This window comes from Fusobacterium sp. DD2, from assembly GCF_018205345.1.
GTDB lineage: Bacteria > Fusobacteriota > Fusobacteriia > Fusobacteriales > Fusobacteriaceae > Fusobacterium_A.
This window is the reverse complement of sequence record NZ_JADRHM010000048.1, coordinates 1-18,746: the sequence shown is the minus strand read 5'-3', so window position 1 is coordinate 18,746 and position 18,746 is coordinate 1. Positions and strand designations below refer to the sequence as shown.

Sequence of the window (18,746 nt, the reverse complement as noted above, 5' to 3'; positions counted from 1 at the left end):
TTTAGAAATGCAACGGCCCTTTTTATATGGCATTATATATTTTTTATCCCAATAGCATCTAATATTCTTCTTAAAAAAATTTTTTGAGACTTACTCTTTCGAATCTCTATATTATTTATTATCTTGTAGGGAATATCAACAGTAATCTTTTCAAAATATTCAGCACCAACTAATTTTTTTAGTTTTTCTAAATATTCCTGCAGATTATAATTTCTATCTTTCATAGTATGACAATCACTAGCTACTACCTCTATGTAATGATTTGTAAGAAGATACTCAGTTTCTTGTTCATAACTAGCAATCTCTCTAATATTCATTTGCAAAATTATTCCCATATTATAAATTTCTATTTTTTGTTTTAAAGAAAAATTAGTATACCTCTCAACATGTGCCAGAACAGGTAAATATCCATATTTTTTTAATTTTTTTAAAAAGTTTTTACAATATTTATACTCAGTCCCTGGATCCAACTCTACAAGAATATATTTGCCATTATTTATAGTATTAACTTTCTTAAGGTTTGATAAAGTAGCATGATGGACAACTACCTCATTTCCTTTATAAAGATTTATAGAAATATTTTCATCCTTTACTCTTTTCTCCAAGCACTTAAAATTTTCACTATAGTTTTCATTCTCAATTATTCCTGGATAAAAATGGGAACTACACACAATATCAGTGTATCCAATCTTTTCAGCTTCCCTCAGAAGTTTTATTGATTCTTCAACTTCAGCCGGTCCAGCATCTAATCCAAATAATATATGTGAATGGATATCAATCATAAAAAAACCTCACTATTTCATAATATAAAGCTCAAATACAGTTCCAGATTTTTCAACAGATTTCACAGTTATTTTTCCTCCGCACTGTTCTACAATACTTTTAACTATTGCAAGTCCCAAACCAGTTCCTCCTAGGTTACTTGTTCTTGCCTTATCCACTCTATAAAATCTGTCAAATATCTTATACTGCTCATCAATTGGTATTCCAATACCGTTATCAGTTACAGTGAATGTATATCTGTCCTCTAACTCTTTAATATCAACCTCAATTATTGGACTGTTTTCATTGTACAATATTCCATTTTCAATAAGGTTTTTCAAAACAGTAATCACTCTTTCTTTATCAATTTTAAGTGTAGTTTTACCATTTTTTAATTCTACATCATAAGAGATGTCGGCGTTTTTATTCTTAACTATCATTTCAAGAGCTGCATTTAGGCTATTTATAAGAGCTGAAGCCTCTACTTCCTCCCTATTTAAAATAGCTGAACTTTCAATTTTTGAGATATTTAAAAAATCAGAAACAATATTTTCAAGTTTTATTACATTCTCTTTTATCACTGTTAAAAATCTCTTTTTCATAGTATCTGGTGCATCTTCCAGAGCAATCAGGTAACCCTTTATATTAGTAAGAGGAGTCTTAAGCTCGTGACTTACATTACTTATAAATGTTCTCTGAACTTCACTTGCCTGTTTTGATGGAGTTATATCTTTTATAGTTAGCAGAACTTCACTGCTAAATTCCAATTTTTTTACAGTAACAGCGAAATACCTTTTTATACTTTGAATATAAACCTCTTCAGATAATTCCGTATTTCCAGCAATACCTTTTTTTATAACATCAATAATCTCTATATATTTAAGAGCCTCAATATACCTGTCTCTTCTATAGTCTATTATCTCATCCAACACGCCATTTTTCACTACAAATCGACCATCTTTATCTATAAGGCCAATAAATATATCTATTGATTCCATAATAAGAGAGAGAGTCTTTCTCTCTTTATCAAGTCTTGAAATATTCTCAAGATTCTTCTTTTGCCATTCTTTCAATACCAGCCAGAATTCGAAAAACCACTTTTCCTCTTTTAAAAAATTGGTATTTCCATTTTCTCCTTTTTCCAGAAAATCCTTCATTTTTCCTATTTTCTTATAAAAATCTCTTTTTATATAGATTTTATAGAACAGGTGAATTGCAAAGTTAAGTATGATAAAAAATCCAATCTGGATAGCAAGAAACTTATGTATCTCACTTTGTACACCTTCATAATCACTGGAAGTTCTGATTACAAACTCCTCTCCGTAGTTATTTTTAAAGGTAGTAGTGTAGTAAGCAAATGTTTCTCCCATTGTCTTACTATGTCTTATATCAAATCCCTCTCCACTTTTTAAGGCTTCCTGAACCTCTTTTCTTTGGAGATGATTATCCATATATTCCTCTCTGGATATATTTTTAGAATCAAATTCTACTTTTCCTTCCCTATTTATAAGAGTAAATCTCAAATCACTATTTTCAAATATATCTTTATATTTTTCATGTGGGTAGTCCTTAGCAAGTAATTTTACAAATATCGTATCCTGTTTCAAAGTCTCTTTAACTCTCTGTGCATAAAGGTCTGATAAAACACTTGAATTTATAAATACAAATATTCCCTCAATTATAAGTATGAGCACAAGAGTTATTATCTCTTTTCTTCTAATTTGTATCCCACTCCTTTTACTGTCTTTATACATTGGGCAAGCTCTGGCATCTTATCTCTCAACTTTGAGATATATACGTCTACAGTTCTATCCCCAGTATAATAATTACTATTCCATACCTTATCCAAGATTCTCTCTCTGGTTATTACAAGACCTAAGTTTTCTATTAAAAGCAACAATAAGTCATACTCCTTTTTAGAGAGTTCAATCTCCTCACTATGATAAAGTACCACATGCCTGCTATCATCTATCTCTATATTTTCAAATCTATATTTTTCCTCTTTAACTTCTCTTGTGTGGCTATTTAATAGTTTTTTCACTCTAAGTACCAGTTCTCTAGGGTCAAATGGTTTTTTCATATAATCATCAGCACCTATTTCCAACCCTTCCAATACATCTTCTATTTCAGTTTTAGCTGTAAGCATGATTATCAACGGATTACCATACTCACTTGATATCCCTTTTACTATTTTTGTAAAATTTGTACCATCAAGATTTGGAAGCATAAGGTCTAATACTACAAGGCTGTGATGCTTTTCTTTTAGAAGTTTAAGTCCTTCCAGACCATCTCCAGCTTTATCCACTTCATACCCAGCATTTGTCAAAAAATAAGCTATGAGTTCCTGTATCTCCTTATCATCTTCCACTACTAAAATATTCATTTCCCTCCACCTCCCTTTCTAATAAATTATACCACAATTGAAATAGCCTACCTAAAAAATTAAGTAGGCCATCTGATTTTTTATCTATTTTACAGGTACAAATCCTTCATCTTTAATTATAGCCTGTCCATCTGGAGATACTGCAAAATCTACAAGATCTTTTACTACTCCATCTCTATCTTTAGTTGTATACCAATAAACCTGTCTAGCTATTGGGTATTTCTTACTTAATACGTTTTCTCTACTTGCTTCAACTCCATCTACTTTTATAGCTTCAACAGAATCATCCATATATCCCATACCTATATATCCAATTGCATACTTATTATTTGCAACTTCCTGTTTAATTGACTGGTTAGATGGCATATAAAGAGTTTTTGGTCCATATTCCTGAGTTCCTTTTGGATTTCCTTCTCTTATTATGTGCTCTTTAAAAAACTCATGAGTTCCTGAAGATGAGTCTCTTGAAAGTACTACTATTGGAGCATCATCTCCACCAACCTCTTTCCAGTTTTTAATCTCTCCTCTAAATATCTTTCCTAAAGTCTTATCATCTATATCTTTTAATGGATTAGATTTATTAGCTATAATTGTAATTCCATCATAACCAACTACTATCTCATCTACATTTATTCCCCTTGCTTTTGCCTGTTCAAACTCTTTGTCCTTCATATTTCTTGAAGCCATAGCTATATCAGTAGTTTTATTGATAAGTGCTGAAATTCCAACTCCTGAACCTCCACCAGTTACAGCTATTCTAGCTCCTTTATGTGTGCTCATATATTTTTCTGCTATTGCCTGTGATGCATTTAATATTGTGTCAGATCCTTTTAACTGTACAACCTTTGATCTTGCCTCTGCTATCTGTCCAAAAGAGATAGTCCCTGCCATTACCAATGCCATAATAAGTGTATTTCTCCAAAATCTTTTCTTCATAATTTCCTCCTAGATTAATAATATAAATTTCTATTCACATCACTACCCTATCATTGCAATGTTAAATAAAGATTAAGCCAGTGTAAAAAACATGTAAATAATTTTTTACACTATCTTTACATTGAATTAATACTCCTTTTACATGGGCAACTTACAATAGGTTGACATAAAAAGAGAAGAAAATTTAAGGAGGAATTATGTTTTCCATTAGAAAGGCAAAAGATACAGGTATGAGATATACTCTGTTTGGAATAGGAATTTCCAATATAGTAATTATATTTCTTATCTTTCTATTTATCTTTTTCAACGGAATCAAGTTCTTTAGAGAATACCCAGTAACAAAATTTATATTTGGAACTAAGTGGATTTCACTGTCTGATTACTTTGGACTCCTTCCACTTTTAGTAGGTTCTTTCTGGGTTACTCTGATAGCACTTTTAATATCGATACCCGTTGGAATATTTACAGCGATTTATATAAGTGAATATGCAACTCCTAAGATGCGTACACTATTTAAAATTACAATAGAAACAATGTCTGCAATTCCATCTGTTGTTCTGGGATTTTTAGGACTATATGTATTATCTGGAATTGTAAAGGATATATTTAATCTGCACAGTGGTCTAACAGCACTCTCTGGAGGAATCATGCTGGCTTTTATGGCAATACCTACAATAGTAAGTATAGCTGATGACTCTCTTGCAGCTCTTGACAAATCTTATAAAGAAGCATCTCTTGCACTGGGAGCAAATAAGCTTGAAACTATAGCAAATGTTCTTCTACCAGCTGCCTTTCCAGGTATATTTGCTGGAATTATGCTGGGATTTGGAAGAATAATAGGAGAGACACTTACAGTTTTGATGATTACTGGTAACTCACCTATTCTTGCTACATCTCCACTTTCCCCAGTAAGAACTCTTACTGCTACAATTGCTGCTGAAATGGGTGAAGTTGTAAATGGAAGTACTCACTACTATGCTCTATTTGCAATAGGTTTAATACTTTTCTTTATAAGTTTTATAACTAACAGTATTGCAGATAGATTTATAAGAAAATCAAGAAGTATGAGTTAGGTGATAAAAGATGTTACTTATTAAAAAGAAAAATGAAAAAATTGCAGAAGTAGTTATTAAAGTAGTTGGACTTATTTCAATACTTCCAGTATTTCTAATTTTGGGATATATCATCTGGAAAGGAATTCCAGCAATCTCATGGAGTTTCCTAAAAGATATGCCTACAGATGGAATGCGTGGTGGAGGTATATATCCAGCAATTATTGGAACTATCTGGTTAACTGTTGGAACTATAATTGTATCTGTACCATTTGGTATCTTAACAGGAATATATCTTGTAGAGTATGCAAAGGATAATCTTTTAACCAGAATTATAAATCTTACTATTATAAATCTGGCTGGTATTCCAAGTATCATATATGGATTATTTGGAATGGCTCTATTTGTAATATTTTTAGGATTTGATGTATCTGTTATTTCAGGTTCGTTGACACTGGGAATCATGTGTCTTCCTGTAATAATAACATCTACAAGAGAATCACTTTTAGCAATTCCTAACAGTTTAAGAGAAGCATCTCTTGCATTGGGAGCTACAAAGTGGGAAACAATAACTAAAATAGTCCTACCTGCAGCTCTCCCTGGTACTCTTACTGGAGTGATACTAAGTATTTCCAGAGCTGCTGGTGAAACTGCTCCAATTATGTTTACAGCAGTTGCATTTTATCTGCCATTTCTACCTGAAACTCCCTGGGATCAGGTAATGGCTCTTCCATATCACTTATTTGTAATATCTACACAGGTACCTAATATGCCTGTTTCATATATGGAAGGAACTCTATTTGTACTTGTTGTAATTACAATCAGCTTCAATTTATTGGGAGCTGCAATAAGATATCGTTTTAATAATAAAAATTAGTTTATATACAGGAGGAAAAAATGAATAATGAAGATGTTAGAATTCTTGTAAAGGATTTCAACTTCTATTATGGTGATTTCCAGGCATTGAAAAATATAAATATGGAAATTGCAAAGAATAAAGTTACAGCACTTATTGGTCCATCTGGTTGTGGTAAATCTACATTTTTAAGGTCTATCAACAGAATGAACGACCTTATTGCTGGTGCCAAATATGAGGGTGAAATCCTATTTGATGGGAAAAATATATTTGATAAATCTTATGATATTGTAGAACTTAGAAAAGATATTGGAATGGTATTTCAAAAACCAAATCCATTTCCTAAGACTATATATGAGAATATTGTATATGCACCAAAGCTTCACGGAGAAAAAAATAAAGCAAAACTAGACGAAATCGTTGAGACCTCACTTAAATCTGTTGCCCTTTGGGATGAAGTAAAAGATAAATTACACAAGTCAGCTCTTGGGCTTTCTGGAGGGCAACAGCAAAGATTATGTATAGCAAGAGCAATATCTGTAAATCCACAGATTCTACTTATGGATGAACCAACTTCTGCTCTTGACCCAATTTCAACTTCAAAGATAGAGGAGTTAATTGGAGAACTTGAAAAAAAATACAGTATTATAATTGTTACTCACAATATGCAACAGGCTTCAAGAATTTCTGAATATACAGGATTTTTCTATCAGGGAGTTTTAGAGGAGTTTGATAAAACAGAGATTATCTTTACAACTCCACATAAAAAGAAAACAGAAGATTATATAACTGGAAAATTTGGATAGGATAGATATAAAACATCATAATTTTAAGGAGGAAAAGATGAGAAATTTACAAGAGAGTATATATGGTTTAACTGAACATTACCTTGAAATGCTGAGAAATGTTCAAAGAGTTTTAGATGTAAATCTGGAAATGCTTAAAAATGAAAAATTTGACGGAGTTCTCTATGGAGAATGTATGGTTGTTGAAGATGTAATAAATGCACTTGAAGTAAAGATAAAAGAGGATGCCATAATTTCAATAGCAAGATTCCAACCTGCTGCTGGAAATTTAAGACTTCTTATTATGATAATAAACAGTGCAAGGCTTTTAGAGAGAATGGGAGATCTGCTTAAAGCAAACTTTGCAATAATAAAAGATATTGAAAAAAAATCTCCTCAGGAAGAAAAATACCTGAAAACAATACTTTATCCTATGGTTTTAAATATTAAACATATTTTTGAAGCCTATATAGAAGCAGTTATCCATAGAGATGAAAAAATACTTTATGGACTTCTTCCTCAGGATGATGAGATAGATGAGATGTCAAACAAAAATATTGTTGAACTTATAAATCTTATGAAAAAATCTACTGACAATGTAGAGGGAGGAACATATCTGGTTCTTCTAAATAAGAAATATGAAAGATTTTCTGACCATGTAATGCACCTGGTTGTAGATTCTGTCTACATTCTTAAAGGAGAAAATTTAAGAAAAAAAGAACTTCTTGAAGAACAGAAAGCTAAAAAATAGCTACCACCGATTTTCACACATATTCTCACACAAAGGGATTCCTGTAATAGAAATATTGCAGGAGTTCTTTTTTATTAGCAACATAAAAGGCAGATACAATGTAATGTACCTGCCTTTTTCTTACTATTTAATTATTTCAACATCTTTACCTTGGCTTAATATCCATCTGTTAATACCATTACCAAAGACTTCTGCCTTGATTATATAGTATCCATCTCCCTCTTCAATTACCTCTGCAGTAGGTATTTTATCAAGAATTGCTTCAAGAGAGTGCCCTGTGTATTTGAATTTTATCTTCTGAAGTCTTCCACCAGTCATAAAGAAAGTTCTTTTTCTAAATTCTCCCTCTTCAAATCTATCTTTATAAAAAACTCTAAAATGTTTAGGAAGAATTTTAAAACTCTCTATTCTGTCTATTCTATATATGGTAGGGAAAATATCATCTTTATTAGCAAAATATTTTTCCTTATCAATATTTACAATATGTGCTAAAAGATAAAAGTAATATTCTGAAAACATAAGACCAACAGGATTTACAACTCTTGTAACAAAAGTTCCATCCATCTTCTTGTACTTTATCTCCATCTGATTATGATTTTTAATAGCATCTCCTATATCCCATAGCCAGTCAATAAAACTTTTCTTATGTTGCAATTCCATATAGTGAAATTTTTCATTATCAATTAATTGAGATACTTTTTTAAAATTTTCATGAGGAATACACTGTTTTAAAAGCTTATCAATAATCCCCATCATCTCATCTTTTAAAAATGCTCTACTGTCCAATAAAATCTTACATACTGCAAGTATTTCACTGTTAGAAAGTTTCTGCATATCCTCATTTTTAAGTACATATCCATTTTCTTTAGGATCGTATTCGATCTCCCCGCTCATATTAAGATTTACCATAAAATTTCTTAAGTCACTTATATCTCTGTGTATGGTTCTTTCACTTACCTCAAATTCCTGAGCCAGATTTTTTCTGTTAACTATTTTATTATTTAGAAGTCTCACATAGATGTCCAAAATTCTCTGGTTTTTCATCTGTCTCCCCCTTTACTCTTTTTATTTATATTATACAGATTTCACGTGACATATAATGTCATTTGAAAAATAAAGGAAAAATCATTTTTTTATTTCATCTAAAAGCTCAACTAAATAATCATCTTCCACCTTAAACCATGACTTTAATTTTTCCATGACTTTCTGTTTTATATTGTCATCAATATATTTTCTACAGCTTCTAAGTGCAAATATCATTGCAACAACATCATCTGAATATCCTACTGGAGTAAAATCAGGTATCAGATCCAGAGGTAAAATAAAGTATCCAAGACATCCTACAATAACCATCTTATCCTTTACTGGAACCTCATCTTTATCTAAAATGTAAAAAAGAAGCAAGGCATAAGCAGTAGTCTTTAAACCTATCTTTTTTGCAATCTCTTTTAGTTTTGTCCAAAATTTACTTTCTGAGAAATATTTAACATATTTTTCTGATTCAATCTTCATTCTCTATCCCCCATTCAACAGTAATCTCTTCAACTTCAAGTATACTCTTATTGTTAGCCTATTGTCAATTCCATTAGCTTAATTACAACAGCTAATTGCATTATTTGTAATTCTATACTATAATAATCAAAAATGGAAGTAAAAAAGGAGGATATATGAATAAAATATTAGTAGCTTATTCAAGTGTCACTGGAAATACCAAAAAAGTAGCAACTGCAATATCAGAAGCACTTGAAGGAAGTCAGTTAAAAGATATTAAAGATGTAGAAACTCTTGATTACGATGTGATAATAGTTGGTGCATGGATTAGAAGAAGCACTGCTGATCCAAAAGCTCTTGCTTTTATAGATACAATAAAGAATAAGAAAACTGCATTTTTCTTTACTTTAGGAGCTTACCCAGACTCAGAATATGCAACACGTTGTATAAAAAATATAACAGAGGCTTTAGAAAAAAATGGAAATGAAGTATTGGGACATTTTCATTGCCATGGAGCCTTATCTGATGCAATTATTCAAAGAGCATTAAAACGTCCAGCTGGTGACCCTCATGGACCTACAGAAGAGAGAATGAAAAGATGGAAAGATGCAAGCACTCACCCTGATGCAACTGACCTTAAAAATGCACAGGAATATTTTTCCAACATTATTAAATAATAAAAAATCCCCTGACAGAAAATCTAATCAGGGGATTTTAACTTATACCAGATAAGTTGTGGCACTAAGTAATTTTTCTACAATATCAAATTGTTTACTGAGTTCTTCATCTTCAAGAGATTGCGAATACAGGAGCTCTTTAGCTTTTTTCAGATACTGTGTAGCTTCTTCTCTTTTATCTATAAGAGCATAACAGTAGGCAAGCTCTAAGTCTGCCCATCCTGTGTATTGTCCGCTTCTTTCTACTTTTAAAAGATTTTCAATAGCTTCATTTATCTCTCCAGCTTTACGCAGATTAGTTCCAAGATGATAATATATCCAATTATCTTCAGGAGAAAGGTCTCTTGCAATTTTTAACTCTTCAATAGCATCTTTTATCTCTCCAAGTTCTGAATAAACATATCCAATCTGACTGTGTATCCATCCATCATTTCTACCTAAGTTGATAGATCTTGTAAAATATTTTAAAGCTTCTTTATACTTTCTCTGTCTTGTTAAACAAAATCCCAGCTCTGAGTTTATAAGGCTACTCTCTTTTATCTCATTTGCCCTCATTAAATACTTCTCAGCTTCTTCATAATTATTAACTTTATCATATAAGAAACCAAGTTCTGTATTTATCCACTCATCATCAACACCCATCTCTTTTACTTTGAGATAGGTTTCAATTGCCTCTTCATACCTATCTTCTCTAAAATAACATGCTCCCAGTTCTGCATAGAGCCATTCATCATCTCTTCCCATATCATGTACTTTAGCAAGATACTCCAGAGCTGATCTGTAATCTCCCATACCATGGTATACAAGTGCTATTTGAGAATATATCCAGATATCGTCTCGACCTAATTTCTCTGCCTGAATAAAATACTCCAAAGCTTTAGAGTAATCCTCTTTTAGCTGATATACTAAGGCAATCTGTGATACAATCCATATATTTTCTTCCTGACCTAAAGCAAGTAAAAGATACCTCAATGCTTCGTCATAATTTCTCAATTCCTTATATATATTTCCAATCTGACCATTTATCCAACAATCATCACGGCCTAAATCCTTTGCCTTCTTAAATTCTTCAAGTGCTTCACTATATCTTTCCAGTCCCATTAGACAAAATCCAAATTCAGCAAATATCCACTCATCATCACGGCCCATATCAATGGCATTTTTCAAGTATTTATAGGCCTCCTGATAATTATTAAGCTGGTCATGCATCCAACCTAAATTAGATTCTGTAAGTATTATCTCATCATCAGTATTGGCATACAACCTAGCCTGCATATAGTTTTCAAGAGCTTTGCCCTTTTCTCCTGACTGCATATACTTTTCAGCCATCTCAATATGAATATTTAAGAGAAAAAACTCAACATCTTCCTCATGTGGATTCAATTCCAGAGATTTTAAAAAATATTTCTCTGCTTCTGGAAGATTATCTAAATAGTAGTAAGAGTAACCCATCCTGTAATTCCAAATAGAATCCTGCTCTCCCTTCTCTCTAATCTTCTCCATTATTTCTATCCCTTTTTGATACTCTTCATTATTATTATATGCCCTTGCCAATCTGCCTAAAATTTCATAATCAAGTTGATCTTCAGGGAGAGAATTTATTTTCTCTATTATCTCTTTATGCTTGTCCTCATTATGTAACTTATCCAATTCCTCCATCAGTTTTTTCATTATATCACCTGCATTTCACTGACTAAAAAAAATAAAAATACTACTCCCTCTTTATATAAGTATACTATATATTTTTTAAGACTCAATAGATAAAGTGTTTTTTATTACACAAAGTTGCCTAAAAATTGACAAACAAAGTATAAAATGGTATTCTCAAGGTAAGATATTAACAAAATAAATATATATATTTTTTAATATTTATATACTTAATTAATAACTCTACACCAATTCTTATCTTTTCGTTTTATTCTTATAGGGGGAGATTTTATGACTACTCTTTTAAATTCAAAATCATCCTACATTATTCTCGCACTTTTTATTACATTAAGTACTAATGCCCTTTCTTTTGACTTTTTTAAAAGAGAGGGAGAACCATATCAGATTGAAGAACAGATTGAACAATTTAATAAACCAGCAGATCATAGATGGCAGTTTGGATATAATATCTTTTTCAATAAATGTCATCATGGAACATATAAAGATAGATATGTAAATATAAGAAGAATCCAAGATCAGGGAAAGATTTTCCACATTTTGCCTAAGGTCAGAAATGACTACGATGTAAGGCTTGTTGGGCTTTCAAAGGTATTTAGACCTGAGAGTGTAAAATTTGGAATTTCAAATCCTGAAATTCCCCAAAGTGGATTTATCCCTATTGGATACTCAAGTGGACAAATTTCAGTTCAAGACTCTGCATATATAAATAAAGATGGTTTATCATCAAAACCGGCACTTTTTGGTCAGCAGGCAATGGAATCCAAAGGTGCTCCTGGTAAGATGGATATATTTATTGATTCAGAAAATAACCAGGTAAATGTTACTACCAAAAATATCAAATTTACTGGTGTACAGGGACGTAATCATCAGGTTGTGTCTGTAACAGAGGAGGATTTTGATATCACAGGGAAACGTCCTAAATATGTATTTGGAAGTACTGCAGGTAATACAATGACAATAGATAATATTGAACTGAATATCACGGGAAATAAGGAGAAAGATCTAAATACTGAGATGATAGACTCATCAATATTTTTTATTACTGACTATCAAAATATTGTCCCTGGAGATGCAACTGGAATCATAGGGGAAAATACAAAGATAAATATTGGTAACAACTCCTCTATCTCTTTTGTTACTGTTGCTGATTCAAACCCTAATACATACAATTCAGGATTTATAAATAATGGTGAAATAGAGGCAACTGGATTTAAAGGTGTAGTGTTTACAGAGGCTTTTGCACGTTATGCTACTACACCTGGAATTACCTTTATACAGAACAATGGAAAATTAAAACTCTCTGGAGAAAGACTCATGGGAATAGGGGAGTTTGCAGTAAAAACATCCTTTGAAAATAATGGTGATTTTATTATAGCTGGAAAAGATAACACAGGTCTTTACTACTATCTCTATAATATGGATAGTGAACTTGTTTTAAACTCACCTATTACAATAACAGGTGACAATGCTACAGGTATAAGAACTTTGGGAAATGCAGGTTTTGCTAAAAAGCCTTCAGACAGAGGTAGTGCAAATCAGAATGCAATGAAGAGTACAGACCAAGATATCTCATCTACTGCAAAATATCAGGTAGGAGATAACAACGAAATCCTTAGACCTGCAAAAATTAAAATAGATATTACAGGAAATGAAAATACAGGATTCATTGCAGCAAATATGCCAAAAATGAATAATATAATACCTACATATAATATGGATATCTATCTGGATGACTATGAGATAAAATCCAAAGGTGGATCAAATAATATGCTCATGTCATATCAAGAAGTGCAGGATGTCCAGCTAAAAAAAGATACAGCTGGTATTCTTGAAATCACCGGTGGAGAAAAAAATACTGCTCTACTTTCATTCTACTCTGACATAACTCATAGTGGAGATATTAAAATCAATGATTCTGACCTGAGTGTTGGAGTTGTTGTAAATGGTGGAAATTTCACAAATAAAGGAGATATAGATATCAGTGGTAAGGGAGTAGTAGGAATTGTAGCATCTAAAAATGCCACAGTTGTAAATGATGGAAACCTCACTCTCAAAGGTGGTTCTACATCTGAGGAGGATTCTACTGGAGCAGCTGGTATGTATGTATCTAAAAATTCAAACTTCACAAACAATGGAACTATTGATATAGATGTATCAGGATTTAAATCTTCTGGACTAATAGCAACCAATGATGGAGTTATAACACTTTCAGGTGCTGATATCAAGGCTAGAGATGGAGCACAGAACATTGCTGTAGCCAGTGGTGGAAAAGTGATTTTAGATGGTAATAACACCTTTGACACCTATGAAAAGTCAGTCTTTATATACAATGATATTGAAAATAAGGGAAGTATTTTAGTAAATACTCCTACAACTGTAAATATTCACGGAGATTGGGATAAAAATATCCATGGTACAGGGCTATTTTTCCAAGGTAATAACAAAGAGGATTTTAATACCTACTTTGCAAATTATAGCCACAACTATTTTAACAGTACTCTGGATAAACTCACTTTCAACCTAGATGATGGTAGAGCATTTTATGCCAAGGATTTCTCACTAAAACTTTCAGATACAAAGGTTGCAAATATTACAGGTATGGGTGGTCCAAATATAACAGGAAGCAGATTTAAAACCTTCCTTCTGGAAAACAGTGACCTTGTAATAGATGAAGATGCAGACCTTGATACTGATGGAAATATTTTCTCAAAGGTTGAGCTTTTGAATACCTCTATTACAAACAGAGCTCATGTTAAGGGAACCAAGGATGATACACTCTTTATGTATGGGGTAAAAGGTGAAGATCCACAGGATATCTCCCTTATAAATGATGGAATAATTGAGATAGGTGGAAGTGAAAGTATAGGTATTTTCCTGGACAGTGACGGAAATGATAAGATTGAAAACAATAATATGATAAAACTTACTGGTGGAGGAGACCTTCCTGCAGCTGGAATATACAGTAAAAACCCTGTAGAACAGGTTGAAAACAACAAGGATATTGTAACTTATGGAGATTTAAACTATGGTATCTACTCTGCTGGTAACGCTGTGAACAATGGGGATATTTATCTTGCTCACGGACTTGGAAATATAGGTATGTTTAGTATTGAGCATGGGAAATCTGTAAATATGAAAAATATAGTTGTTGGAGCATCAGACCCTACTCAAAATCTCTATGGTATAGGTATGGCAGCTGGATACTATGATGCTGAAAATAACTGTGTTGCCCAGGAAGGAATTGTTGTAAATGAGGGTAAGATTGAAGTTCTGGGAGATCATGGTATTGGGATGTATGCAAGTGGAGAGAACTCCAAAGCTATCAACCGAGGAACTATTGAGATAAAAGGAATAGACGGAATCGGTATGTTTATAGACCATGGTGCAACTGGTGAAAACTACGGTACTATAACTGCCTCTGCTGATGCTGTTGGAGCTGCAGGAATACTCACTATGAGAGATGGAACCTTCCTCAACTACGGAGATATTACAATTACACCTGCTGAAGGAGTTGGAGTTGTAACTGTAAGAGGTTCAAAATATGACAGGATGGATGGAAATGTAAGTAGTGAACTTACTATTGACAATGCTCCAGATAAAGATGTAGAAGGAATAAAGATAGTGGGAAGAGGAGAAAATGACCCACTTATCACTATAAATGGAAATGCTGTAAATCCTGCAGATATAAGTTCAGATGGACACAATGTCATTGTAAAACCTTATGGTCTTCCTTCAAAAGTTGAAGATATGGGTAATTATCCTCCACATGGAGAGATTACAAGGATTGCAATGCAGATAGATACATCTGGAATAAATATAACTCATCCTATCAAAGGACTGGAAAATCTTCCTTATCTAAGAAACATAGATCTTTTCCTTGGAACAGAGGGGGCAACATACACAAATTCTCCAGTTATTAAGATAGATGATAAGATTATCGATTCATATAATGCTGCACTTGCAAAAGCACCTGGACTGAGAACCTTAAATGTTAAGACAAGGGCTCTATTATGGACAGGTACAATCACTATGGATGAAGATAATAAAAAGATTAAAAATATATATCTGACTAAATTCCCATACTCAGACTTTGCTGAAAACGAAGATGTATACAAATTTGCTGAGGGGCTTGAGGAAATCTATCTCAATGCTCTATACAATTCAGAAGAAAAAGAACTATTTAACCTTCTGAACCTTCTAAAAAAAAGGGATGACAAGGTATTAGGACGTGCTTTCTATGAGATGATGGGACATAACTATGCAAATACATATAGAAGAATAGCTGACTCAAGAAGAACATTTGAACGGGAATTTGATTCTCTTATGAAGTGGGAAACAAAAACCACTGATACAACTAAGGTAAAGGTATTTGGAGATTATATGAAATACAGAACATCTAAAAAAGGATTCAGTGGATATAACAGAGATTCAAATGGTGTATTTGTACTAAATAACTATGAAAGTGCTATTATAGGTGACAGTAAAGGTTGGTTTGGAGGTATATCACAGGAAAATTTCAAATTTATGGATAGAGGTTCTTCAAAGGAAAGAGCTATTACTGGACAGGTAGGATACCACTGGGCAAGATCTTATGAATATAATAGGAAAAACAATACACTTTTAAAATTAGGTATTGAAGGAAGTTATAGAAAAATGCACAGAAAATATGTAGTAGCTGATGAGTTCTTTGATTCCAAAGCAAATTACAAATCTATAGGTGCTTTTGCTGATATGGAGTATTCTAAAGAATATAGAACATCTAAAGAAGTGAAAATAGAACCAAAAGTTGGAGTTGAATTTGCAGTTGACAGGATCACCGGTATTAAAGAAAAAGACGGTCCAATAAACCTTGACATCAAAAGTAGAACTCTTTTAACTGCAACACCTAAAGCTGAAATATCAATGACTCATACTACCTATGGAAAAGATAACTGGAAACTCTTAACAGATGTGGACTACAAGATATTTAAAACATATGGCAATAATAAACAGCTAAAAGGACGAATAGCAGGTACTCACACTGAACGCTATAAATTCAGAAAAGATAAGGATAAAATAAATTCTGAACTATCAGTGGGAGTAACTCTTGAAAAACCTGGTTATGGAGTTGGAGCTAAAGTGATTCGTAATTTAAGACATCACTACACTGGATTCCAACTTGATTTCAGAATCAAATTTGATGATATAGACTAAAAATGATATAAAAAACTAAAAAGGATGTGCTATCTCGTACTCAATATGAGGTGGCATATCTTTTTTCTACAAAAAATAAAAAAAGACTGTTGCAAATTTGTAAAACATAAAATTCTCTTAGGTAAAAATAGTTTCTATTTATTTTGCTTACAGAAAGAAAATTTGAAACTCACTTCGTTCAGACAGTCAAATTTTCAGTATTCTGTTTCGCTGCATAAATTACGCAACAATTTTTAATATCGCGAATTTTAGTTTTATAATTTTAGAATATAACAGCCTTTAATTTTTATTTTATAGTTCAAAGAAGATATCTAAAGTCTTCTCATCAACTTTTTTACCAAAGTATGAACCTATAATAAATACAACTACATTTACTGCAAGTACTGGGACTACATTATGCATTCCCATAATACTGGAATGAGTTGCAGTAAGATAGATAAATGTTATAAATCCAAATATCATTGAAGCTATTGCTCCAGTTGAATTCGCTCTTTTCCAGAAAAGTCCAAATAAGATTGGACAGAAGAATGTAGATTCAAGTCCTGCAAATGCAAGAAGATTTATCCATACAAGAAGCTCTGGTGGATTTAGAGCAAGTAGAAATACTATTAATCCAAATCCTAAAGATACTACAAATGAGAGTTTTTTAATTGTCTCTGTTTTAGCATTTTTATTTATGTAGTGAAGATACAAATCCTTAACTATTGTAGCTGATGTCATTATAAGAAGTGAATCAACAGTTGACATAATTGCTGCAAGAGGTCCACCTATGAATACTCCTGCAATTATTGGATTAAGATTTTTTAAAGCAAGAATAGGTATTATCTTATCTCCAATATCTATTCCAGGCTCTATTGCCATTCCCATAACTCCTATAAGGTGCATCCCAAGCATTAGAACTCCAACAACTGAAGTCCCAATTATCATGGCTCTATGAAGTGATTTACTATCTTTAAATCCCATACATCTAACAGCAGTTGAAGGATAACCTAAAAGTCCAATTCCTACAAGTACCCAGAAAGACATTATAAATGGCTTTGCTATATGTCCACTTGAGCTAGGTGTAAGCATCTCTGGAGAAGTTTTTGCTATGGTTCTCATAATATTCTCCATTCCATGTCCTTCTTTTAAAATTACAAAGAACAGAACTCCAGTAGCAACAAGCATTACTATACCCTGAATAGCATCTGTTATAGCAACAGCTCTAAATCCTCCAAAAGAAGTATATGCTATTACAACTGATGAAAAGATAATAAGTCCCACAATATATGGATACCCTGTAACACTTTCAAATAACCTCGCTCCACCTACAAATTGAGCAACAATAGATCCTATAAAAAATATAAGCATAGTTATTGATGAAACTATGACTACTGTATCACTTTTATATCTCTCTCTTAAAAGATCAATAATTGTAACTCCATTAATACGTCTTGAAATAATTGCCATTTTCTTCCCAATAATTCCAAGTGTAAAAAATGCTGTTGGAACCTGAATACATGCTAATAACACCCATCCCAGACCAAGTTTATATGCTACTCCCGGTCCTCCTATAAAGGAACTTGCTCCTACATAGGAAGCTATTATAGTCATAGCAAGGACAAATCCACCCATTTTTCTACTACCTATAAAGTACTCTTCAGTAAAGTTATTACTTGCCTGTTTTATATTATTAACTTTATAAGCAATAAAAAGCATTGCAAGTAGGTAGATAATTACTGGTATAAGTGTAAGCATCAGTTATCATCCTCCTCTTCTAAAGAGACATTTTTGAAAAACACCTTAACCAGTAAAAATACAAGGAAGTTAACTACTACAAGGCCTACTACACATGAGTAGAAAAACCACTCTGGTAATCCCATTATATATTTAAAATGCTCTACATCATCACTATTAAATCTTATATATGCAAAATAATACCACCATACAAAATAGAAAAGATACAGTACTACAGTTACCATTATCTCCTTATTTATCTGCTGTTTTCTTTTTTTCATTTTAATACTCCTTAATAATTTTTTGATATAAAAACTGAATTTGTGTTTATATTTTATATCTTTTTTATTTTAAATGTTGTCCCCGTACATTATAAGATATAAAAACTGAATTGTAAATAAACAAATGGAAAATATCAATAAAAAAAGCTGAGTAACATTTTTAAAAAAATGTTTTACTCAGCTCTCTTTTTTGTA

The 18,746-nt window shown here is 32.2% G+C and carries 15 protein-coding genes; 6 read left to right on the top strand and 9 right to left on the bottom strand.

Annotated features, from left to right (window positions below; all coding sequences use genetic code 11):
- Positions 1–32 precede the first annotated feature (32 nt).
- The 4 genes from IX290_RS08035 to IX290_RS08020 form a co-directional block, all read right to left on the bottom strand.
- On the bottom strand, positions 33–782 hold the full coding sequence (locus IX290_RS08035; protein WP_211492700.1) for a CpsB/CapC family capsule biosynthesis tyrosine phosphatase: 750 nt from the start codon (positions 780–782) through the stop codon (positions 33–35).
- Between the two features lie 12 nt (positions 783–794).
- The gene (locus IX290_RS08030) at positions 795–2,516 is read right to left on the bottom strand and encodes an ATP-binding protein (protein ID WP_211492699.1); all 1,722 of its coding nucleotides are present in this window, start codon (positions 2,514–2,516) and stop codon (positions 795–797) included.
- Entirely contained in the window at positions 2,465–3,145 is a 681-nt protein-coding gene (locus IX290_RS08025) for a response regulator transcription factor (RefSeq protein ID WP_211492698.1), read from the bottom strand. The genes IX290_RS08030 and IX290_RS08025 overlap by 52 nt, the downstream gene beginning before the upstream one ends.
- An 84-nt stretch (positions 3,146–3,229) precedes the next feature.
- The gene (locus IX290_RS08020; RefSeq protein WP_211492697.1) at positions 3,230–4,081 is read right to left on the bottom strand and encodes a phosphate ABC transporter substrate-binding protein; all 852 of its coding nucleotides are present in this window, start codon (positions 4,079–4,081) and stop codon (positions 3,230–3,232) included.
- A gap of 197 nt (positions 4,082–4,278) precedes the next feature.
- Between IX290_RS08020 and pstC the strand changes: the two genes are divergently transcribed.
- The 4 genes from pstC to IX290_RS08000 are packed head-to-tail and all read left to right on the top strand — an operon-like array spanning position 4,279 to position 7,525.
- Positions 4,279–5,154 (top strand): phosphate ABC transporter permease subunit PstC, encoded by an 876-nt coding sequence (gene pstC, locus IX290_RS08015; RefSeq protein ID WP_211492696.1) that lies wholly within the window; start codon positions 4,279–4,281, stop codon positions 5,152–5,154.
- Between the two features lie 10 nt (positions 5,155–5,164).
- Positions 5,165–6,010, top strand: a complete 846-nt coding sequence (pstA, locus tag IX290_RS08010) for a phosphate ABC transporter permease PstA (RefSeq protein WP_211492695.1) — start codon at positions 5,165–5,167, stop codon at positions 6,008–6,010.
- 20 nt (positions 6,011–6,030) lie between these two features.
- Complete coding sequence (gene pstB, locus IX290_RS08005) at positions 6,031–6,795, top strand: phosphate ABC transporter ATP-binding protein PstB (protein WP_211492694.1); 765 nt, start codon at positions 6,031–6,033, stop codon at positions 6,793–6,795.
- Positions 6,796–6,832: 37 nt separating this feature from the next.
- A complete protein-coding gene (locus IX290_RS08000; protein WP_211492693.1) occupies positions 6,833–7,525 on the top strand; it encodes a PhoU domain-containing protein in 693 nt (230 codons plus the stop codon).
- A 123-nt stretch (positions 7,526–7,648) separates the two neighbouring features.
- On the opposite strand, the gene IX290_RS07995 is transcribed toward IX290_RS08000, so the two are convergent.
- On the bottom strand, positions 7,649–8,569 hold the full coding sequence (locus IX290_RS07995; protein WP_211492692.1) for a transcriptional regulator: 921 nt from the start codon (positions 8,567–8,569) through the stop codon (positions 7,649–7,651).
- A gap of 81 nt (positions 8,570–8,650) precedes the next feature.
- Complete coding sequence (locus IX290_RS07990; protein WP_211492691.1) at positions 8,651–9,037, bottom strand: DUF1232 domain-containing protein; 387 nt, start codon at positions 9,035–9,037, stop codon at positions 8,651–8,653.
- 155 nt (positions 9,038–9,192) lie between these two features.
- Between IX290_RS07990 and IX290_RS07985 the strand changes: the two genes are divergently transcribed.
- Positions 9,193–9,693: a flavodoxin family protein gene (locus IX290_RS07985; RefSeq protein WP_211492690.1), complete on the top strand. Its 501-nt coding sequence runs from the start codon at positions 9,193–9,195 to the stop codon at positions 9,691–9,693.
- 42 nt (positions 9,694–9,735) lie between these two features.
- Here IX290_RS07985 and IX290_RS07980 read toward each other — a convergent pair whose 3' ends face one another.
- Complete coding sequence (locus IX290_RS07980; RefSeq protein WP_211492689.1) at positions 9,736–11,364, bottom strand: tetratricopeptide repeat protein; 1,629 nt, start codon at positions 11,362–11,364, stop codon at positions 9,736–9,738.
- A 267-nt stretch (positions 11,365–11,631) separates the two neighbouring features.
- Between IX290_RS07980 and IX290_RS07975 the strand changes: the two genes are divergently transcribed.
- Positions 11,632–16,554, top strand: a complete 4,923-nt coding sequence (locus IX290_RS07975; RefSeq protein WP_211492688.1) for an autotransporter domain-containing protein — start codon at positions 11,632–11,634, stop codon at positions 16,552–16,554.
- A 291-nt stretch (positions 16,555–16,845) separates the two neighbouring features.
- Here IX290_RS07975 and panF read toward each other — a convergent pair whose 3' ends face one another.
- Both panF and IX290_RS07965 read right to left on the bottom strand, forming a co-directional pair.
- Positions 16,846–18,291, bottom strand: a complete 1,446-nt coding sequence (gene panF, locus IX290_RS07970) for a sodium/pantothenate symporter (RefSeq protein WP_211492687.1) — start codon at positions 18,289–18,291, stop codon at positions 16,846–16,848.
- Positions 18,291–18,551, bottom strand: a complete 261-nt coding sequence (locus IX290_RS07965) for a YhdT family protein (RefSeq protein ID WP_211492686.1) — start codon at positions 18,549–18,551, stop codon at positions 18,291–18,293. The genes panF and IX290_RS07965 overlap by 1 nt, the downstream gene beginning before the upstream one ends.
- Between the last annotated feature and the right edge of the window lie 195 nt (positions 18,552–18,746).